The organism is Hydrogenophaga sp. ANAO-22, from assembly GCF_042466645.1.
In the GTDB taxonomy this organism is placed as follows: domain Bacteria; phylum Pseudomonadota; class Gammaproteobacteria; order Burkholderiales; family Burkholderiaceae_C; genus Hydrogenophaga.
This window is the reverse complement of record NZ_CP159956.1, coordinates 2,763,441-2,778,217: the sequence shown is the minus strand read 5'-3', so window position 1 is coordinate 2,778,217 and position 14,777 is coordinate 2,763,441. Positions and strand designations below refer to the sequence as shown.

Here is a 14,777-nt window from a genome sequence, read left to right as displayed (position 1 = left end):
CTCGGCTACATCACTTGACCTGGCTACCCCGGCAGCGGGATCCATTCCTGGTTGTCCTCCGGCGGCAGCGGGATGCGACCCGCCGCCCAGTCGGCTTTGGCCTGCTCGATGCGCTCCTTGCGCGAGGACACGAAGTTCCAGAAGATGTGGCGCTCGCCCAGGGGCTCACCACCGAAGATCATCAGCGTGCTCTTGGTGTGCGCGGTGATCACGGCGTCGGTGTCGTCGCCGAACACCAGCAGCTGGCCCGTCACGTAGGTCTGGCCGCCGTATTCCACTTCACCACGCGCCACATAGGCCGCCTGTTCGCGGTGGCCGCCCGGCAGGGCCAGGCGCGCACCCGGTTGCCACTCGGTGTGCAGGTAGAACAGCGGCGAGTGCGTGCGCACCGGGCTCTTCATGCCGTAGGCCTCGCCCGCGATCAGGCGCATCCACACCCCCCTTCGTCGCGCACCGGCAGGCCGGCGGCGGGGTAGTGGGTGAAGGCCGGTTCCGTCTCCTCATCGGCCTCGGGCAGCGCCACCCACAGCTGCATGAGCTCGAGCCCGCCACCGGCGAAGGAGTCCGGGTGCTTGAAGCGCTCGGAGTGCGAGATGCCGCGCCCGGCCGTCATCCAGTTCACGTCGCCCGGGTTGATGAGCTGGTGCACGCCCAGGCTGTCCTGGTGCGAGACCTGGCCGCTGAGCAGGTAGCTCACGGTGGACAGGCCGATGTGCGGGTGCGGCCGCACATCGGCCGCGCGCGTGTCCTCGGCCGCCAGCGTCACCGGCCCGGCGTGGTCCACGAAGATCCACGGGCCGACCATGCGGCGCTTCGCGTAGGGCAGCACGCGCCGCACTTTCAGGCCGTGGCCCAGGTCGGCCTCGCGGGCGGTGATCACCATCTCAAGCATGTTGTTCTCCAAAACACCCCCGCGGCGCTTCGCGCCACCCCCTCAAGGGGGCGACACCAGCCGTCCTGCGAAGCCGGCCCGGCGGTGTCTCTGGGATGAGGTTGCTTCATTCAGCGTTTGCGTCGTTCTCAGGCCGTGACACCCGCAATCCGCCCCATTTTTCCAGACTGGAAGTCGGCGAAGGCCTGGTGGATCTCGGCCTCGCTGTTCATCACGAACGGACCATACCCCACGATGGGCTCGTCGATCGGTTCGCCGGCCAGCCAGAGCACGGTGGCGTCTTCCAGCACCTCGAAGCTCACGTCCTGCCCGTCGCGCGAATGCACGGCCATCTGCGCGGCGCTCACTTCCTTGCCGTCGGCCAGGCGCAGCCGGCCGCGCAGCACGAAGGGCGCGGTGGTGTGGCCTTCGGCGGCCGGCAGCGTCACGGTGTGGCCGGCTTTCAGCCGCAGGTCCCAGACCTGCATGGGCGTGAAGGTGCGGGCCGGGCCTTGCGTGCCCAGCAGTTCGCCCGCGATCACGCGCGCCGTGCCGGCCCCATCGGGCAGGTCGATCTGCGGAATCTGATCGCGCGTGATGCCCTGGTAACCCGGCGCGGCCATCTTGTCGCGCGCGGGCAGGTTCACCCAGAGCTGCACCATCTCGAACGGGCCGCCCTGTTTCGCGAAGTGCTCGCCGTGGTACTCCTCGTGCACGATGCCCGAGGCGGCCGTCATCCACTGCACCTCGCCGGGGCCGATGGTGCCGCCGCCGCCGCTGGAGTCGCTGTGCGAGACCTCGCCGTCGTAGACGATGGTCACGGTCTCGAAGCCGCGGTGCGGGTGCTGGCCCACGCCCCGGCGCTTCGTGGTGGGCTCGAATTTCGTGGGGCCGCCGTAGTCCAGCAGCAGGAAGGGCGAGAAGCGCTCCGCCGCGCCGTTGTACGAAAAGATGCTGCGCACCGGAAAGCCGTCGCCGACCCAGTGGCCGCCGGCGCTGCGTTGGATGAAAGAAACGGTTTTCATGGGGGTGTTCTCCTGTATGAAGGAGCACTGTACCGGGCTGGCGTTCCCTTGATAAGCCGGTAAGATCGCAAATCATTTTTCAATGAGATGAACAATCAGCACCCCGACCTGAACGACACCCTGGTGTTCGTGCGCGTGGCCCAGGCCGGCGGTTTCAGCGCCGCCGCGCGGCTCATGGGCATGCCCACGTCCACGCTGAGCGTGCGCGTGTCGCGGCTGGAACAGCGCCTGGGCGTCACGCTGCTGCAGCGCACCACGCGCCGGCTGCGCCTGACCGAGGCCGGCCAGGCCTACCTGCGCCAGGCCTCGCGTGGGCTGGACGAGATCCTGCAGGCCGAGGCCCAGCTCGACGCCGGCAAACACGAGGCCCAGGGCCTGCTGCGCATCACGCTGCCGATCGACATGGGCGACGAGCAGCTGCTGGGCATCCTGAGCGGCTACCGCGCGCGCCACCCCGGGGTGGCGGTGGAGCTGGTGTTTTCCGACGCCCGACTCGACCTGGTGGAGCAGGGTCTGGACCTGGCGCTGCGCGCGGGCGAGCTGGCCGATTCGAGTCTGGTGGCGCGCCGGATCGGTGAAGCGCGCTGGGCGCCCTTTGCGCACCCGGACTACCTGGCGCGCGCGCCCGCGCTGCGCACACCGAAAGACCTCGCGCAGCACGCTGCCCTGTGTTTCAGCCCGCTCGGGCGCGACAGCTGGACGCTTTCACGCGGCAAGGCCCGGGTGCAGGTGCCGCTGCGCAGCGCCTTCGCCGCCAACGACATGCGGCTGATCCGCCGCCTCGCGCTCGACGCCCAGGGCGTGGCCTTGCTGCCCGACTACGTGTGCCGGCGCGAGGTCGATCACGGCCAGCTGGTGCCGCTGCTGCCGGGCTGGCACGCGCGCACCGACCCCATTCACCTTGTCTACCCGAGCCAGCGCTTCGTGCCGGCCAAGCTGCGCCACTTCATCGACGAGGTCGGGCCCCAGCTCGCGGCCCTGTTCGAGCGCTGAGCCCGGCGCTAAGCTACTCGTCCCATGCGCATCGAAGACCTCCGCCAACGCCTGCGCGCGCTCGGCGCCAACCCCCGCCACGAGCAGCGCGTGCTGCGCCTGTGGTCGCAGGCCCTGCCGCAGGACGCGGGCCGGCGCCAGGTCGGGCATTTCCTGCCCGCCACGCTGGTGGCGGCCTTGCCGGCGCTGGCCGAGGAGCTCTCGGGCCTGGCGGTGCTGCGCTCCGAACACCCGGGCGAGGACGGTTCGGCGCGCCTGCTGGTGGCGCTGGCCGACGGCCAGACCGTGGAGAGCGTGCTGCTGCCGCGCGACGGCCTGTGCGTGTCGACCCAGGTGGGTTGCGCGGTGGGCTGCGTGTTCTGCATGACGGGCCAGGGCGGCCTGGTGCGCCAGGTCGGCAGCGCCGAGATCGTGGCGCAGGTGGCGCTGGCGCGCACGCGCCGCGTGGTGAAGAAGGTGGTGTTCATGGGCATGGGCGAGCCCGCGCACAACCTGGACAACGTGCTCGAAGCCATCGACCTGCTGGGCACCGTGGGCAACATCGGCCACAAGAACCTGGTGTTCTCCACCGTGGGCGACCCGCGCGTGTTCGAGGCCTTGCCGCAGGGCCGGGTGAAGCCCGCGCTGGCGCTCTCGCTGCACACCACCAAGGCCGATCTGCGCGAGCAGCTGCTGCCGCGCGCGCCTCGCCTTGCGCCCGAGGCACTGGTGGACGCGGGCGAGCGCTACGCGCGCGCCACCGGCTACCCCATTCAATACCAGTGGACGCTGCTCGAAGGCATCAACGACGGCGACGACGAGATCGAGGGCATCGTGCGGCTGTTGCACGGCAAGTACGCCATCCTCAACATGATCCCGTACAACACGGTGGACGACCTGCCGTACCGGCGCCCGAGCTGGGCCCAGGCGGCCGAGATCGCGCGCCGCCTGCACCGGCGCGGCATCCTCACCAAGCTGCGGCAGTCGGCCGGGCAGGATGTGGAAGGCGGCTGCGGCCAGCTGCGCGCGCGGGCAGAAAAACCCGCGCGCCGCACGATCCCGCTGCGCGCGCAAGGCACCCCCAGCGCCTGAGAGCGGTCAGGGCTGTCCGGGGCCGTGCCCCGGCGGCGGCGTGAACACCACCTGCACGCCAAAACCGCGCCGCGCGGTGGCGAAGCGGCGCACGTGGTGGCGCCAGGCCAGGCCGTGCCGATCCTCTTCGCTGTGCTCCAGGTAGGGCGGTCGGGTGTCGTCGTCGAACAGCATGGCATGGGGCAGGCGCGCCAGGCATTCCAGCGCTTCCAGGCGGCCGTCGGTGAGGGCGATCACCCCGCCGCCATCGAACTGGTGAAAGAGCGGGGCGCCGTGGCACGCGCTGGCGCGCACGAAGGCGTGGACCTCCTCGTGGCGGGCGGTGGGGATGAGCAACGGGCTCAGCCGCACCAGATCGCTCGTGCCGAAGTCGCGCTGGCCGCGGCCGCCCGGCCGGGGCCGGCCGAAGAACACCTGGCGCAGCCGTTCGCGGGCGGGGTCGTGCGCGGCCACGGCGATGAAGTGGTGCGTGAAACGCGCGTCGTCGGTGCCTGCCGCCAGCGCGTCGTTGCGGTTCAGCAGCTGCCAGACCAGCAGTGCCAGCAGCACCTCGATCTGCTGCTCTCCCTGGGTCAATGCCAGGCGGTGCACGGGCCGCTCCAGCCGCAGCGAGTGCGGGTCCATCGCTTCGTGCGCCATGAGGGTGTCCTGGATCGCCCGGCGCTGCCGGTCATGAAAGGCCTGCCCGCCGCGCAGGCAGATCGCTTCCTGGCCAAACCACCAGCGCAGCAGGGCCGTGGTGGTGGGGGTGAGGCGGGGTGCCACAGCCTGGGTCATCTTTGTCCTCCTTGAGACAATGTGAACAAATCAATCAAGATATGAGTTCAAGACTCAAATGGATATTAATCGCGCGCACGGCCGAAAACTAGCGTTCGGTGCATGAATCAGAAGCTCGAATTCGCTCAACGGCTGCGCGAAGCCATGCTGGCGGTGGGTCTGCAGCCCCGGCCCGGCGTCCTGCACAACCTGTTCAATGCCCGCTATTGGGGGACCTCGGTCTCCTTTCAGGCGGTGTCGTGCTGGCTCAAGGGCCAAGCCATCCCCGCGCAGGACAAGCTGCAGCTGCTGGCCGAGATCCTGAAGGTGGAGCCCGAGGTGTTGCGCTACGGCCCGGATGTGCGCCGCCGCGTGCAGGAGAAGCGCAAGCGCTGGGACGAGGCCCTGAGCTTCGAGGAGCGCGAGATGTTCGACGCCTACCTCAACCTGCCGGTGGGGCAGCGCAAGGTGGTGCGCGAGGTGATCCTCGCCTTCGCGCTGGCGCACGAGAAGACCCAGGGCTGAGCGCCCGCGCCGCTCAACTCAGTGCAGCGTGAGCGGGTGCGAGGTGGTCTTGACCCGCACCACCGCCGCGCGCGGTGCGTATGGCGCGGGGGCCGCGCCGCAGAGCTTGGCCGCGATGGCCCGGGCCTGGCGCGCGATCGGTTCGATGAAGCGGCTCGGCTGCCCGTTCACCGCGATGCAGTCGCCCAGGGCGTGGATGCGGTCGTCGCTGGTGCGCAGCGTGGCGGCGTCCACCGCGATGCCCTGGTCCCACGCGAGCCCGGCGCTGCGCGCCAGCCGGGTCGGCGTCTGCAGGCCGGCGGCGGCAATCACCTGGTCGGCCGCGAAGCGCTGGCCGCAGGCGGTGGTGAGCCGGTAGCGGCCGGCCACCGGCTCCAGCCGCGCCACCTGCACGCCCCCCACGAAACGGATGGCCAGGTCTTTCCAGGCATCGAGCAGCGGCGCGCCAGCCTGCTCGGCGGGCCAGCGCGCCAGCGGTGCGGCCTGCACGTCCAGCAGGGTGATGCGGTGGCCGCCGAGCGCGAGGTCGTTGGCGAGTTCGCTGCCGATCAGGCCGGCGCCGACGATGGCCACGTCCTTCGTTGAATTCCCCAGCGCGGCGCGCAGCCGCTGGTAGGCGTCGAGGTGGTTGATGCGCCAGCACAGCGCGGCGGGCAGGGCCGGCGGCAGCGCGGCCTGGGCGCCATGCGCCAGCACGAGGTGGTCGTAGCGGAGCACGCCGCGCGTGGTGCGCAGCGTGCGCGTGTCGGGGCAGATGCGCACGGCCTGGGTGTGGGCGAGCAGGCGCAGGTTCAGGCGCGCGGCCGCCGCGGGGCCGCTTTCCTTGGCGAGGGTGTCGGGCGCGAGCCCGCGCGCCAGCGAGACGGACAGCAGCGGCTTGTCGTACAGGTCGCCCGCGCACTGGCTCACCAGGGTGATCGGCCGCTTCGCGTCGAGCGCGCGCAGCGCCTCGGCCATCTGCCAGCCGGCGCGGCCCGCGCCCACGATCACCACGCCGGCCGCGCCACCGCGCGCGGCCACCGGCGCGCTGCGGGGCAGGGCGGCGCGCAAGGTTTCCAGAGAGGGCGGCGTGTAAGGCCGGAAGTCGGCCTTGGTCACGCCGCACAGCGGGCAGGCCCAGTCGTCGGGGATGTCGGCGTAGCGCGTGCCGGGTGGCAGGCCGCCGTCGGGGTCGCCGTCGGCTTCGTTGTAGAGGTAGCCGCAGGCGTCGCAGAGGTAGGTCTGGTAGGGCGCGAGCGCCTGCACGGCCGCCGCGACCGGGGACAAGGAGGGGGCGGTGTTCATGACGGCATCACCTCGGCGGACAGGCGCGCGATTTCCTTGCGCAGGTGCTTGATGGCGGGCGTGACGATGGCCACGAAGTGCGATTCGCGCACGCGGCGCTGCACGTCCGAGCTCATGAGGTAGCCGCGCGCGCCCTGGTGCAGCAGGGCCGACTGCGCGGCGCGCAGGCTCAGCTCGGCGCCGTGGGCGCGCGCGTCGAGCACGTCGATGAAGAAGTCCACGCTGTCGTTGAACGGCGTGTCGGCGAGTGCCATCACGCGCGCCGTCAGCGCGTCCAGCTCGGCCTGCAAGGCGTCGGGCCGGTCTTCGAGAAACTGGTTCACGTGGCCCAGCTGCGCCTCCACCGCCCACATGCTGTCGATCGCGCCCTGCGCCACGCCCACCGCCATGCCGCACTGGAGCAGCACGAAGGCCGCGCGGATGCGCGCGATGAAGGGTTTGGCCGGTTCGGCCATGCGCTCGTTCGCGCCGATGAACACGTCCTTCAGGCGCAGCGCGTAGGTGCCGGTGCCTTCCATGGCCGAGAAGCTCGGGCATTCGCGCAGCTCCACGCCGGGCGCGTCGCAGCGCAGCAGGAACATCAGCTCGCGGCCCAGTGGCTCGCCCTGCGCGTCCACCACCGCCGCGAGGGCGCCGCAGGCGTGGCCCGGGCCGAGGTTGCTGACCCAGGGCAGGGTGCCGCTGACCAGGTGGCCCCCCTCGACCGGCGTGGCCTTGAGCAGCAGGCTCTCGATCTGCGCGTAACTTTTCATGGGATTGGACATGGCGGTGCCGCCCAGGGCCTCGCCGCTGGCCAGCGCCCGCAGCGCCGCGCCGCCCAGCGCCGGGTTGCCGCTGGCCTGCATGTACAGGCCGCAGACCAGCTGGCACCACACCATGAAGCCGGTGGCACCGCAGACGCGCGAGACCTCGGCCATGGCGCGGATCGCCAGGCCGTAGTCGGCGCGCCCGGCCGGTGCGTCCAGGTGGGCCCCCAGCGCGCCGAGCGCGCCCAGCTGCTGCAGCACCTCGCGCGGGTAGTGGCCTTCGCGGTCGATGGCTTCCACCACCGCGGCCAGCGGGCCTTGCGCCACGGTGCGCACCGCGGCCAGCAGCGCGTCGGCCGTTGTTTCGTGGGTCAGTTCGCGGGGCAGGTCGTTCGGGTTCATGCGCGGTCCAGGAGGTTGAAGGGGCAGGCAGGCAGGCGGCGGCGCTCAGGCCAGGTCGACCGTCATCGGGACCGGGTTGCGCAGGGTGTTGGCCACGGGCGAGTAGAAGTTGGCGTGCCGCACGATCTCGTCGAGCACCTCGCGCGGGGCGTCGCCCTCCACCAGCACCTTCACGCGGATCGCCTGGAAGCCCATCTCGGGCGGCGTTTTCTCCAGCGCGCCACCGGCGCCCCAGGCGGCGGGGTTGCCGATGTCGCCCTCGAGGAAGACCTCGAGCTTGCTGAGCTTCACGCCCTTCCAGGTCGCCACCGCCGTGATGCCCACGGCCAGGCAGCCGCCCAGGCCCGAGAGCACGATCTCGCCCGGGGCGGGGGCGGTGTCCTGACCGAACAGGTGCAGCGGCTCGTCCACCACCACCGGCGCGTGCTGGCCCACGGTGGAGAGCGAGCGGTACTGGCCCTCCATCACGGTGTGGACCTTGTTGGTGCCGCGGCTGGCCGGGTTGGCCTTGCCCTTGGCGGCGAAGGCGGCGAGGCCGGCGCCGTCGATCGGGCGCAGCCACGCCTTCACGGTGGTGCTGGCGGGGGCGGTGGGTTCAAGGGTGTCGGTGGCGGACATGGGGTCTCCAGGGTTGAAAAAACGGGAAGGGTTGAGATCAGGCGGCGAGCGCCAGGCTGGGCTTCTTGCTCGACTTCGCCAACGGCAGGCCGGTCTCGATCGGCAGGCTCTCGTCGCGCGACCACTCGTTCCACGAGCCGAAGTACATGCGCACGTCGCTGAAGCCGGCCTGTTTGAGGGCGAGGAAGGTGTTGGACGCGCGCGCGCCCTTGAAGCAGTAGAGGTAGACGGTGTCGTCGGGCGCGATGCCGGCGGTGGCGCACTCGGCCTTCACCTCGTCGGGCGTCTTGAACACCGGGCCCTGGGCGGACGGTTTCATGAAGCGGTACCACTCGACCCACTTGGCGCCGGGCAGGCGGCCCTTGCGCGGCGCGAAGTCCTTGCCGTAGGGCGAGGAGCTGTCGCCGATCCACTCGTCCACGTCGCGCACGTCGAGCAGCACGGTGTCGGTGCCCAGCGCGGCCTGCACGTCGGCCTGGGTCAGCATCACATCGCTGCCGGCGAGTTCGGGGAAGGTGGCGGGCGTGGGAGCGGCTGCCTCGGTGGAGACGGGCAGGCCGGCGGCCTTCCAGGCGCTGAAGCCGCCGTTGAGCACCTTGATCTTCGGGTAGCCCAGCCAGGTCAGCAGGTAGTAGCCCCGGCAGGACTGGCCGTAGCCGCTGTTCATCGCGTCCTCGTAGAACACGGCGGTCTCTTCGCCCGAGAGGCCGGCGCCGCCCAGTGCGGCAGCAAACGTGGCCTTGAGGGCTTGGAGGCCTTCGGGCGTGGAGGTGGCGAGGTAAGTGAAGACCTCGCGCAGGTTCACCGCACCGGGGATGTGGCCGGCGGCGTAGGTCTCGGCGTCGCGGGTGTCGATGACCACCACGGGTTCGGACGACTGCAGGGCCTGCAACTGGGCGGGGGCGATCAGGATGGCGTCGATGCTCATGGAAACCTCACGAAAAAAGCGGCCGGCGGGATTGCCTGCGGTGCCTTTTCGCAACCCGCGTGCCAGCCTCGTGAAGTTGCCTGGAATGGCTTTCAAGTCATTGTTTTCATTGAGTTTGATGCTCTTGAAAATAGAGCGATGCCATCCGTGACCAGATCCTTGTCGCTTCAATGTGTCGACACAATGTCGACGCATTGGGAGGTGCAAACCAGAGACACCGGGGAGCCGGCTTCGCCGGGTCTCAGGTGTCGTCCCCCCTTCGGGGGGAAGGCGCCGAAGGCGACGCAGGAGGGAGCTTCTTCATCCTGTAGGCGAACTGGCGCAGGGTGAGGCCCAGGCTTTGCGCCGCGCGCGATTGGTTGCCCTGGTGCCGGGCCAGCGCCTCGCGCAGGGCCTGGGCGCTGTGCGACTGCGCGCTCTGGTAGTCGCGCACCAGCGGTTCGGTCTCCCCGGTGGGGGCCGCCGCGTTCTGGGCCTGGGCCTGGGCCTGGGGCATGAAGCGCTCCAGCGTGGCGGCCGTCACCAGGGTGTGGTCGGCCAGCAGCACCAGGCGCTCGATCAGGTTGCCCAGCTCGCGGATGTTGCCCGGCCAGTCGTGCGCCTCCAGCCGCGCCAGCGCGTCGGGCGCGAGGTTCACGTTGCGCTGGTGCGCCTGGTTGGCGCGGTTCACGAAGTGCAGGGCCAGCGCGCGCACGTCCTCGCCACGCTCCCGCAGGCTGGGCAGGCGGATCGGGATCACGTTGAGCCGGTAATACAGGTCCTGCCGGAAGCGCCCGGCCTGCACCTCGCGCGCGAGTTCGCGGTTGGTGGCCGCCACCAGGCGCACGTTCACCTTGAGTTCGCGCGTGCCGCCCAGGCGCACCAGCGTGCCTTCCTGCAGCGTGCGCAGCAGCTTGGACTGCATGGCCAGCGGCAGCTCGCCGATCTCGTCCAGGAAGATGGTGCCGCCGTGGGCCTGCTCGAACCAGCCCGCGCGCGCGGTGTTCGCGCCGGTGAAGGCGCCGCGCTCGTAACCGAACAGCTCGGACTCGAACAGCGTTTCGGGAATCGCCGAGCAGTTGACCTTGATGAAGGGCTGGTCGTGCCGGCCGCTGGCCAGGTGCACCGCGCGCGCGAACAGCTCCTTGCCGGTGCCCGACTCGCCCAGCAGCAGCACCGTGGCCTGCGACTGCGACACGCGCTCGAGCTCGCCCAGCGCCTGCAGCAGCGCGGGCGAGCGGCCGATCAGGCCGTAGCGGGCGCTGGCGCTGTCCAGCGCGCGGGCCAGGGCCGCGTTGCGCGCCAGCAGCTGGCGCGTCTGCTCGGCCACCAGCTGTTCCAGCCGCAGCAGCTGCCCGGCCAGCGTGGCCAGGATGCGCAACACGGCCAGGTCGTCGTTCAGGTGGCGCTGGCGGCTGCGGATGCGGTGGCAGGCCAGCACGCCGATGGTGGCGCCGTTGACCTCGATCGGCAACGCGATGAAGGCCACGGTCTGCGGCGGCAGGCGCTCGCGCGGCACCGTGCGGAACAGGAACAGCGGTTCGGCGTCCACGTCCTGCACGATCGCGGGCAGGCCGGTGGCCAGCACGCGCCCGGTGATGCCCTCGCCCCAGCGGAACACGCCGCGCTGCACCTCCTCGGCCGTGAGGCCGTAGGCGTGGCGCACCGAGGCCGTGCGCTCTTCGCCCGGCGCGGGCTCGCCGGCCAGCACCATGCGGCCCCGGTTCAGGCCCAGCAGTTCGCTCATCAGGTGCAGCATCTCGCGCAGCACGAAGGCCGGCGCCAGGCTGCGGCCCACCAGCTTCATCACCTCGCGCATGAGCAGCAGCTCCTGGGCGTGCCAGTCGGTGAGGGGGCTGTCGGGGTCGCTGGGGCTGGAAGGCATGGGCGCGGGGCAAGCAAACATCGCACCAATGGCGGGCGAGGCCCTCCCTGGCGAGCTAAAATCGCCGCTTCTCAAGGAGCGTTGCAGCGCCGGCGGGCTTTTCAGCCCCCACCGTGCGTCAGGCTTGAGTGGGCGCGAACAGGCCCAAACGGCGCTCACCGGTCTGTTTTTCGCAAACTGCCTTGGTGAGCCTCATGTCCTCCGAATCCGCTTCCCCGTCGTCGTCGTCCACCCCCGTGCCGCCCATGCTGCTCTCCGGCCTGGAGCCGCTGCGCATCGAGCCGGGCAGCCTGTTCGTCAACGTGGGCGAGCGCACCAACGTCACCGGCTCCAAGGCCTTCGCCCGCATGATCCTCGAAGGCCGCTTCGAAGACGCGCTGGCCGTGGCGCGCCAGCAGGTGGAGAACGGCGCCCAGATCATCGACGTCAACATGGACGAGGCCATGCTCGACAGCAAGGCCGCGATGGTGCGTTTCCTGAACCTCATTGCCGGCGAGCCCGACATCGCGCGCGTGCCGGTGATGGTGGACTCCTCCAAGTGGGAGGTGATCGAGGCTGGCCTGCGCTGCGTGCAGGGCAAGGGCGTCGTCAACTCCATCTCCATGAAGGAAGGCCTGGACGAGTTCAAGCGCCAGGCGCGCCTGGTCAAGCGCTACGGCGCGGCCGCCGTGGTCATGGCCTTCGACGAAAAGGGCCAGGCCGACACCTACGAACGCAAGGTCGAGATCTGCGAACGCGCCTACCGCGTGCTGGTCGATGAGGTGGGCTTCCCGCCCGAAGACATCATCTTCGACCCCAACATCTTCGCCATCGCCACCGGCATCGAGGAACACAACAACTACGCGGTGGACTTCATCAACGCCACGCGCTGGATCAAGCAGCACCTGCCGGGCGCCAAGGTCAGCGGCGGCGTGTCCAACGTGTCGTTCAGCTTCCGCGGCAACGACCCGGTGCGCGAGGCCATCCACACCGTGTTCCTGTACCACGCGATCCAGGCCGGCATGGACATGGGCATCGTCAACGCCGGCATGGTGGGCGTGTACGACGAGCTCGAGCCCGATCTGCGCGAGCGCGTGGAAGACGTGGTGCTCAACCGCCGGCCCGATGCGGGCGAACGCCTGGTGGAAGTGGCCGAGAGCGCCAAGGGCTCGGCCAAGGACGACAGCAAGAAGAACGAATGGCGCGCCCTGCCGATCCGCGAGCGGCTGAGCCACGCGCTGGTGCGCGGCATCAACGACTTCATCACCGAAGACACCGAAGAGATGTGGCGCGAGATCGAGGCCGGCGGTGGCCGCCCGCTCAACGTGATCGAAGGCCCGCTGATGGACGGCATGAACGTGGTCGGCGACCTGTTCGGCCAGGGCAAGATGTTCCTGCCGCAGGTGGTCAAGAGCGCGCGCGTGATGAAACAGGCCGTGGCGCACCTGCTGCCTTACATCGAGGCCGAGAAGCTGGCGCTGCAGGCCGCCGGCGGCGACGTGAAGCCCAAGGGCAAGATCGTGATCGCCACCGTCAAGGGCGACGTGCACGACATCGGCAAGAACATCGTCACCGTCGTGCTCCAGTGCAACAACTACGAGGTCGTGAACATGGGCGTGATGGTGCCCTGCCACGAGATCCTGGCCATGGCCAAGGCCGAGGGCGCCGACATCGTGGGCCTCTCGGGCCTGATCACGCCCAGCCTGGAAGAGATGCAGTACGTGGCCGGCGAGATGCAGAAGGACGAACACTTCCGCGGCCGGGGCATCCCGCTGCTGATCGGTGGCGCCACCACCAGCCGCGTGCACACCGCGGTGAAGATCGCGCCGCACTACGACGGGCCGGTGGTCTACGTGCCCGACGCCTCGCGCAGCGTGAGCGTGGCGCAGGGCCTGCTGTCCGACCAGGCCGCGGCCTACATCGCCGAGGTCAATGCCGACTACGAGCGCGTGCGCACCCAGCATGCCAACAAGAAACAGGTGCCGCTGTGGCCGCTGGAGCGCGCGCGCCTGAACAAGACGCCGATCGACTGGAAGGCCTACACGCCGCAGAAGCCCAAGTTCATCGGCAAGCGCGTGTTCAAGAACTTCGACCTGCACGAGATCGCCAAGTACATCGACTGGGCCCCGTTCTTCCAGACCTGGGACCTCGCCGGCCCCTTCCCCGAGATCCTGAAGGACGAGGTGGTGGGCGAAGAAGCGCGGCGCGTGTTCAGCGACGGCAAGCGCATGCTGCAGCGCCTCATTGAAGGCCGCTGGCTCAGCGCCAGCGCGGTGGTGGGCCTGTATCCGGCCAACAGCGTGCACGACGACGACATTCAGCTCTACACCGACGAGAGCCGCCGCGAAGTCGCGTTGACCTGGCACGGCCTGCGCCAACAGGCCGAGAAGCACGAGATCGACGGCGTGATGCGCCCCAGCCGCTGCCTGGCCGATTTCGTCGCGCCCCAGGGCGAGGCCAACGACTACGTGGGCATGTTCGCCGTGACCGCCGGCCTGGGGGTGGAGAAGAAGGAAAAGCAGTTCCTCGACGACCTCGACGACTACTCCGCCATCATGCTCAAGGCCCTGGCCGACCGCATGGCCGAGGCGCTGGCCGAGTGCATGCACCACCGCGTGCGAACCGACCTCTGGGGCTACGCGGCCGACGAGGCGCTGAGCAACGAAGAGCTGATCAAGGAAAAGTACCAGGGCATCCGGCCGGCGCCGGGGTATCCGGCCTGCCCGGACCACTCCGTCAAGCGCGCGATGTTCGAGGTGCTGCAGTGCGAGGACATCGGCATGGGCCTGACCGAAAGCCTGGCCATGACCCCGGCGGCCAGCGTGAGCGGCTTCTACCTCGCCCACCCGCAGAGCACCTACTTCAACGTCGGCAAGATCGGCGACGACCAGGTGGACGACCTGGCCGAGCGCAGCGCGGTGGCGCGCAACGAGCTGCAGCGCTGGCTCGCGCCGAACCTGTGAGGACGGAGAACGATGACGTCGAAGAACCCACGGCCCAACGACGATCTGCTTTGGAAAGGCGTGTTGCTCGCCGCCATTGGCCTGATCGTGCTGATCGCACCCCACCGCCTCCAGTCGCCGGCGCTGCGGGACATCGTCGCGGGCTCGGCGGGCCTGGGCTGGCTGGCGCTGGTGTTGGGCGCCGGGTGCCTGGCGGTGTGGGGATGGCGCGGGTACAGGCACTGGAAGCGCCAGTAGGTCACCGACCCTGTCACGGGGCGCCATGGCGGCGCGCCGGGAACCTCTTCATGCGGCGGCGGCTCTGCCTTCCGTACATCCCCTTTTTGATGTTGGCTTCTTAAAACCTTTTCACCATGAACCTGCTCAACAACCTCTTCAACCACCCCCGGCTCGGCGTCATCCTGTTGCGCTGGACGCTCGCGCTCCTGATGGTGCTGCACGGCTGGGCCAAGATCACCGGCGGCGTGGGCGGCATCGAAGGCATGCTGGTCGCCAAGGGCCTGCCCGGCTTCCTCGCCTATGGCGTGTACCTGGGCGAGTTCGTGGCGCCGCTGTTCCTGCTCGCGGGCGTGTGGGTGGTGCCGGCGGCCCTGGTCATCGCGATCAACATGGCCTTCGCCGTGGGCCTGGCGCACATGGGCCACTGGTTCGATCTCACCAGCACCGGCGGCTGGCGCCTGGAACTGCAGGCCTTCTTCTTCGTGACCGCGCTGGTGGTGGCCTTCACGCACCGCATCGGCCCGAACAAGTGA

Annotated in this window: 15 protein-coding genes and 1 riboswitch; of the genes, 6 read left to right on the top strand and 9 right to left on the bottom strand. The window is 69.9% G+C overall.

Going from position 1 to position 14,777, the window contains the following annotated elements; genetic code table 11:
• Nucleotides 1-23: 23 nt before the first annotated feature.
• From ABSY19_RS13365 to ABSY19_RS13355, 3 genes are all read right to left on the bottom strand, one after another.
• Nucleotides 24-431 carry a pirin family protein gene (locus tag ABSY19_RS13365; protein WP_382163412.1) on the bottom strand — a complete coding sequence of 136 codons (408 nt, stop codon included), beginning with the start codon at nucleotides 429-431 and terminating at the stop codon, nucleotides 24-26.
• Nucleotides 422-892, bottom strand: a complete 471-nt coding sequence (locus ABSY19_RS13360) for a pirin family protein (RefSeq protein WP_382163410.1) — start codon at nucleotides 890-892, stop codon at nucleotides 422-424. The genes ABSY19_RS13365 and ABSY19_RS13360 overlap by 10 nt, the downstream gene beginning before the upstream one ends.
• Nucleotides 893-1,020: 128 nt before the next feature.
• On the bottom strand, nucleotides 1,021-1,896 hold the full coding sequence (locus ABSY19_RS13355; protein ID WP_382163408.1) for a pirin family protein: 876 nt from the start codon (nucleotides 1,894-1,896) through the stop codon (nucleotides 1,021-1,023).
• Nucleotides 1,897-1,983: 87 nt separating this feature from the next.
• Between ABSY19_RS13355 and ABSY19_RS13350 the strand changes: the two genes are divergently transcribed.
• Together ABSY19_RS13350 and ABSY19_RS13345 are read left to right on the top strand one after the other, a co-directional pair.
• Complete coding sequence (locus tag ABSY19_RS13350; protein ID WP_382163407.1) at nucleotides 1,984-2,889, top strand: LysR family transcriptional regulator; 906 nt, start codon at nucleotides 1,984-1,986, stop codon at nucleotides 2,887-2,889.
• A 24-nt stretch (nucleotides 2,890-2,913) separates the two neighbouring features.
• Complete coding sequence (locus ABSY19_RS13345; RefSeq protein WP_382163405.1) at nucleotides 2,914-3,960, top strand: RNA methyltransferase; 1,047 nt, start codon at nucleotides 2,914-2,916, stop codon at nucleotides 3,958-3,960.
• Between the two features lie 6 nt (nucleotides 3,961-3,966).
• Here the strand turns inward: ABSY19_RS13345 and ABSY19_RS13340 are convergent, their stop codons facing one another.
• The gene (locus tag ABSY19_RS13340; protein ID WP_382163404.1) at nucleotides 3,967-4,737 is read right to left on the bottom strand and encodes a hypothetical protein; all 771 of its coding nucleotides are present in this window, start codon (nucleotides 4,735-4,737) and stop codon (nucleotides 3,967-3,969) included.
• Between the two features lie 102 nt (nucleotides 4,738-4,839).
• Between ABSY19_RS13340 and ABSY19_RS13335 the strand changes: the two genes are divergently transcribed.
• Nucleotides 4,840-5,241: a transcriptional regulator gene (locus ABSY19_RS13335; RefSeq protein ID WP_291115161.1), complete on the top strand. Its 402-nt coding sequence runs from the start codon at nucleotides 4,840-4,842 to the stop codon at nucleotides 5,239-5,241.
• An 18-nt stretch (nucleotides 5,242-5,259) separates the two neighbouring features.
• On the opposite strand, the gene ABSY19_RS13330 is transcribed toward ABSY19_RS13335, so the two are convergent.
• From ABSY19_RS13330 to ABSY19_RS13310, 5 genes are all read right to left on the bottom strand, one after another.
• A complete protein-coding gene (locus tag ABSY19_RS13330) occupies nucleotides 5,260-6,525 on the bottom strand; it encodes an FAD-dependent oxidoreductase (RefSeq protein WP_382163402.1) in 1,266 nt (421 codons plus the stop codon).
• Complete coding sequence (locus ABSY19_RS13325) at nucleotides 6,522-7,673, bottom strand: acyl-CoA dehydrogenase family protein (RefSeq protein WP_382163400.1); 1,152 nt, start codon at nucleotides 7,671-7,673, stop codon at nucleotides 6,522-6,524. The genes ABSY19_RS13330 and ABSY19_RS13325 overlap by 4 nt, the downstream gene beginning before the upstream one ends.
• 45 nt (nucleotides 7,674-7,718) lie before the next feature.
• The gene (locus ABSY19_RS13320; protein ID WP_382163398.1) at nucleotides 7,719-8,291 is read right to left on the bottom strand and encodes an OsmC family protein; all 573 of its coding nucleotides are present in this window, start codon (nucleotides 8,289-8,291) and stop codon (nucleotides 7,719-7,721) included.
• 37 nt (nucleotides 8,292-8,328) lie between these two features.
• On the bottom strand, nucleotides 8,329-9,219 hold the full coding sequence (locus ABSY19_RS13315; RefSeq protein WP_382163396.1) for a sulfurtransferase: 891 nt from the start codon (nucleotides 9,217-9,219) through the stop codon (nucleotides 8,329-8,331).
• Nucleotides 9,220-9,460: 241 nt separating this feature from the next.
• Nucleotides 9,461-11,083, bottom strand: coding sequence for a sigma-54 interaction domain-containing protein (locus ABSY19_RS13310; protein ID WP_382163394.1), 1,623 nt, complete (start codon nucleotides 11,081-11,083; stop codon nucleotides 9,461-9,463).
• A gap of 67 nt (nucleotides 11,084-11,150) precedes the next feature.
• Nucleotides 11,151-11,247: riboswitch (S-adenosyl-L-homocysteine riboswitch) on the top strand.
• 81 nt (nucleotides 11,248-11,328) lie between these two features.
• Here ABSY19_RS13310 and metH point away from each other — a divergent pair.
• The 3 genes from metH (at nucleotide 11,329) to ABSY19_RS13295 (ending at nucleotide 14,777) form a co-directional block, all read left to right on the top strand.
• A complete protein-coding gene (gene metH / locus ABSY19_RS13305) occupies nucleotides 11,329-14,025 on the top strand; it encodes a methionine synthase (RefSeq protein ID WP_382163790.1) in 2,697 nt (898 codons plus the stop codon).
• A 12-nt stretch (nucleotides 14,026-14,037) separates the two neighbouring features.
• A complete protein-coding gene (locus ABSY19_RS13300) occupies nucleotides 14,038-14,262 on the top strand; it encodes a hypothetical protein (protein ID WP_291120089.1) in 225 nt (74 codons plus the stop codon).
• Nucleotides 14,263-14,378: 116 nt separating this feature from the next.
• Nucleotides 14,379-14,777: a DoxX family protein gene (locus ABSY19_RS13295; RefSeq protein ID WP_382163393.1), complete on the top strand. Its 399-nt coding sequence runs from the start codon at nucleotides 14,379-14,381 to the stop codon at nucleotides 14,775-14,777.

Excerpts from the sequence above, each read along its gene's own strand:
- ABSY19_RS13300 (WP_291120089.1), top strand. The coding sequence starts at position 14,038 with ATGACGTCGAAGAACCCACGGCCCAACGACGATCTGCTTTGGAAAGGC.
- ABSY19_RS13345 (WP_382163405.1), top strand. The coding sequence starts at position 2,914 with ATGCGCATCGAAGACCTCCGCCAACGCCTGCGCGCGCTCGGCGCCAAC.
- ABSY19_RS13295 (WP_382163393.1), top strand. The coding sequence starts at position 14,379 with ATGAACCTGCTCAACAACCTCTTCAACCACCCCCGGCTCGGCGTCATC.
- ABSY19_RS13340 (WP_382163404.1), bottom strand. The coding sequence starts at position 4,737 with ATGACCCAGGCTGTGGCACCCCGCCTCACCCCCACCACCACGGCCCTG.
- ABSY19_RS13350 (WP_382163407.1), top strand. The coding sequence starts at position 1,984 with ATGAACAATCAGCACCCCGACCTGAACGACACCCTGGTGTTCGTGCGC.
- ABSY19_RS13335 (WP_291115161.1), top strand. The coding sequence starts at position 4,840 with ATGAATCAGAAGCTCGAATTCGCTCAACGGCTGCGCGAAGCCATGCTG.
- ABSY19_RS13365 (WP_382163412.1), bottom strand. The coding sequence starts at position 431 with ATGCGCCTGATCGCGGGCGAGGCCTACGGCATGAAGAGCCCGGTGCGC.
- ABSY19_RS13315 (WP_382163396.1), bottom strand. The coding sequence starts at position 9,219 with ATGAGCATCGACGCCATCCTGATCGCCCCCGCCCAGTTGCAGGCCCTG.
- ABSY19_RS13330 (WP_382163402.1), bottom strand. The coding sequence starts at position 6,525 with ATGAACACCGCCCCCTCCTTGTCCCCGGTCGCGGCGGCCGTGCAGGCG.
- ABSY19_RS13310 (WP_382163394.1), bottom strand. The coding sequence starts at position 11,083 with ATGCCTTCCAGCCCCAGCGACCCCGACAGCCCCCTCACCGACTGGCAC.
- metH (WP_382163790.1), top strand. The coding sequence starts at position 11,329 with ATGCTGCTCTCCGGCCTGGAGCCGCTGCGCATCGAGCCGGGCAGCCTG.
- ABSY19_RS13360 (WP_382163410.1), bottom strand. The coding sequence starts at position 892 with ATGCTTGAGATGGTGATCACCGCCCGCGAGGCCGACCTGGGCCACGGC.
- ABSY19_RS13320 (WP_382163398.1), bottom strand. The coding sequence starts at position 8,291 with ATGTCCGCCACCGACACCCTTGAACCCACCGCCCCCGCCAGCACCACC.
- ABSY19_RS13325 (WP_382163400.1), bottom strand. The coding sequence starts at position 7,673 with ATGAACCCGAACGACCTGCCCCGCGAACTGACCCACGAAACAACGGCC.
- ABSY19_RS13355 (WP_382163408.1), bottom strand. The coding sequence starts at position 1,896 with ATGAAAACCGTTTCTTTCATCCAACGCAGCGCCGGCGGCCACTGGGTC.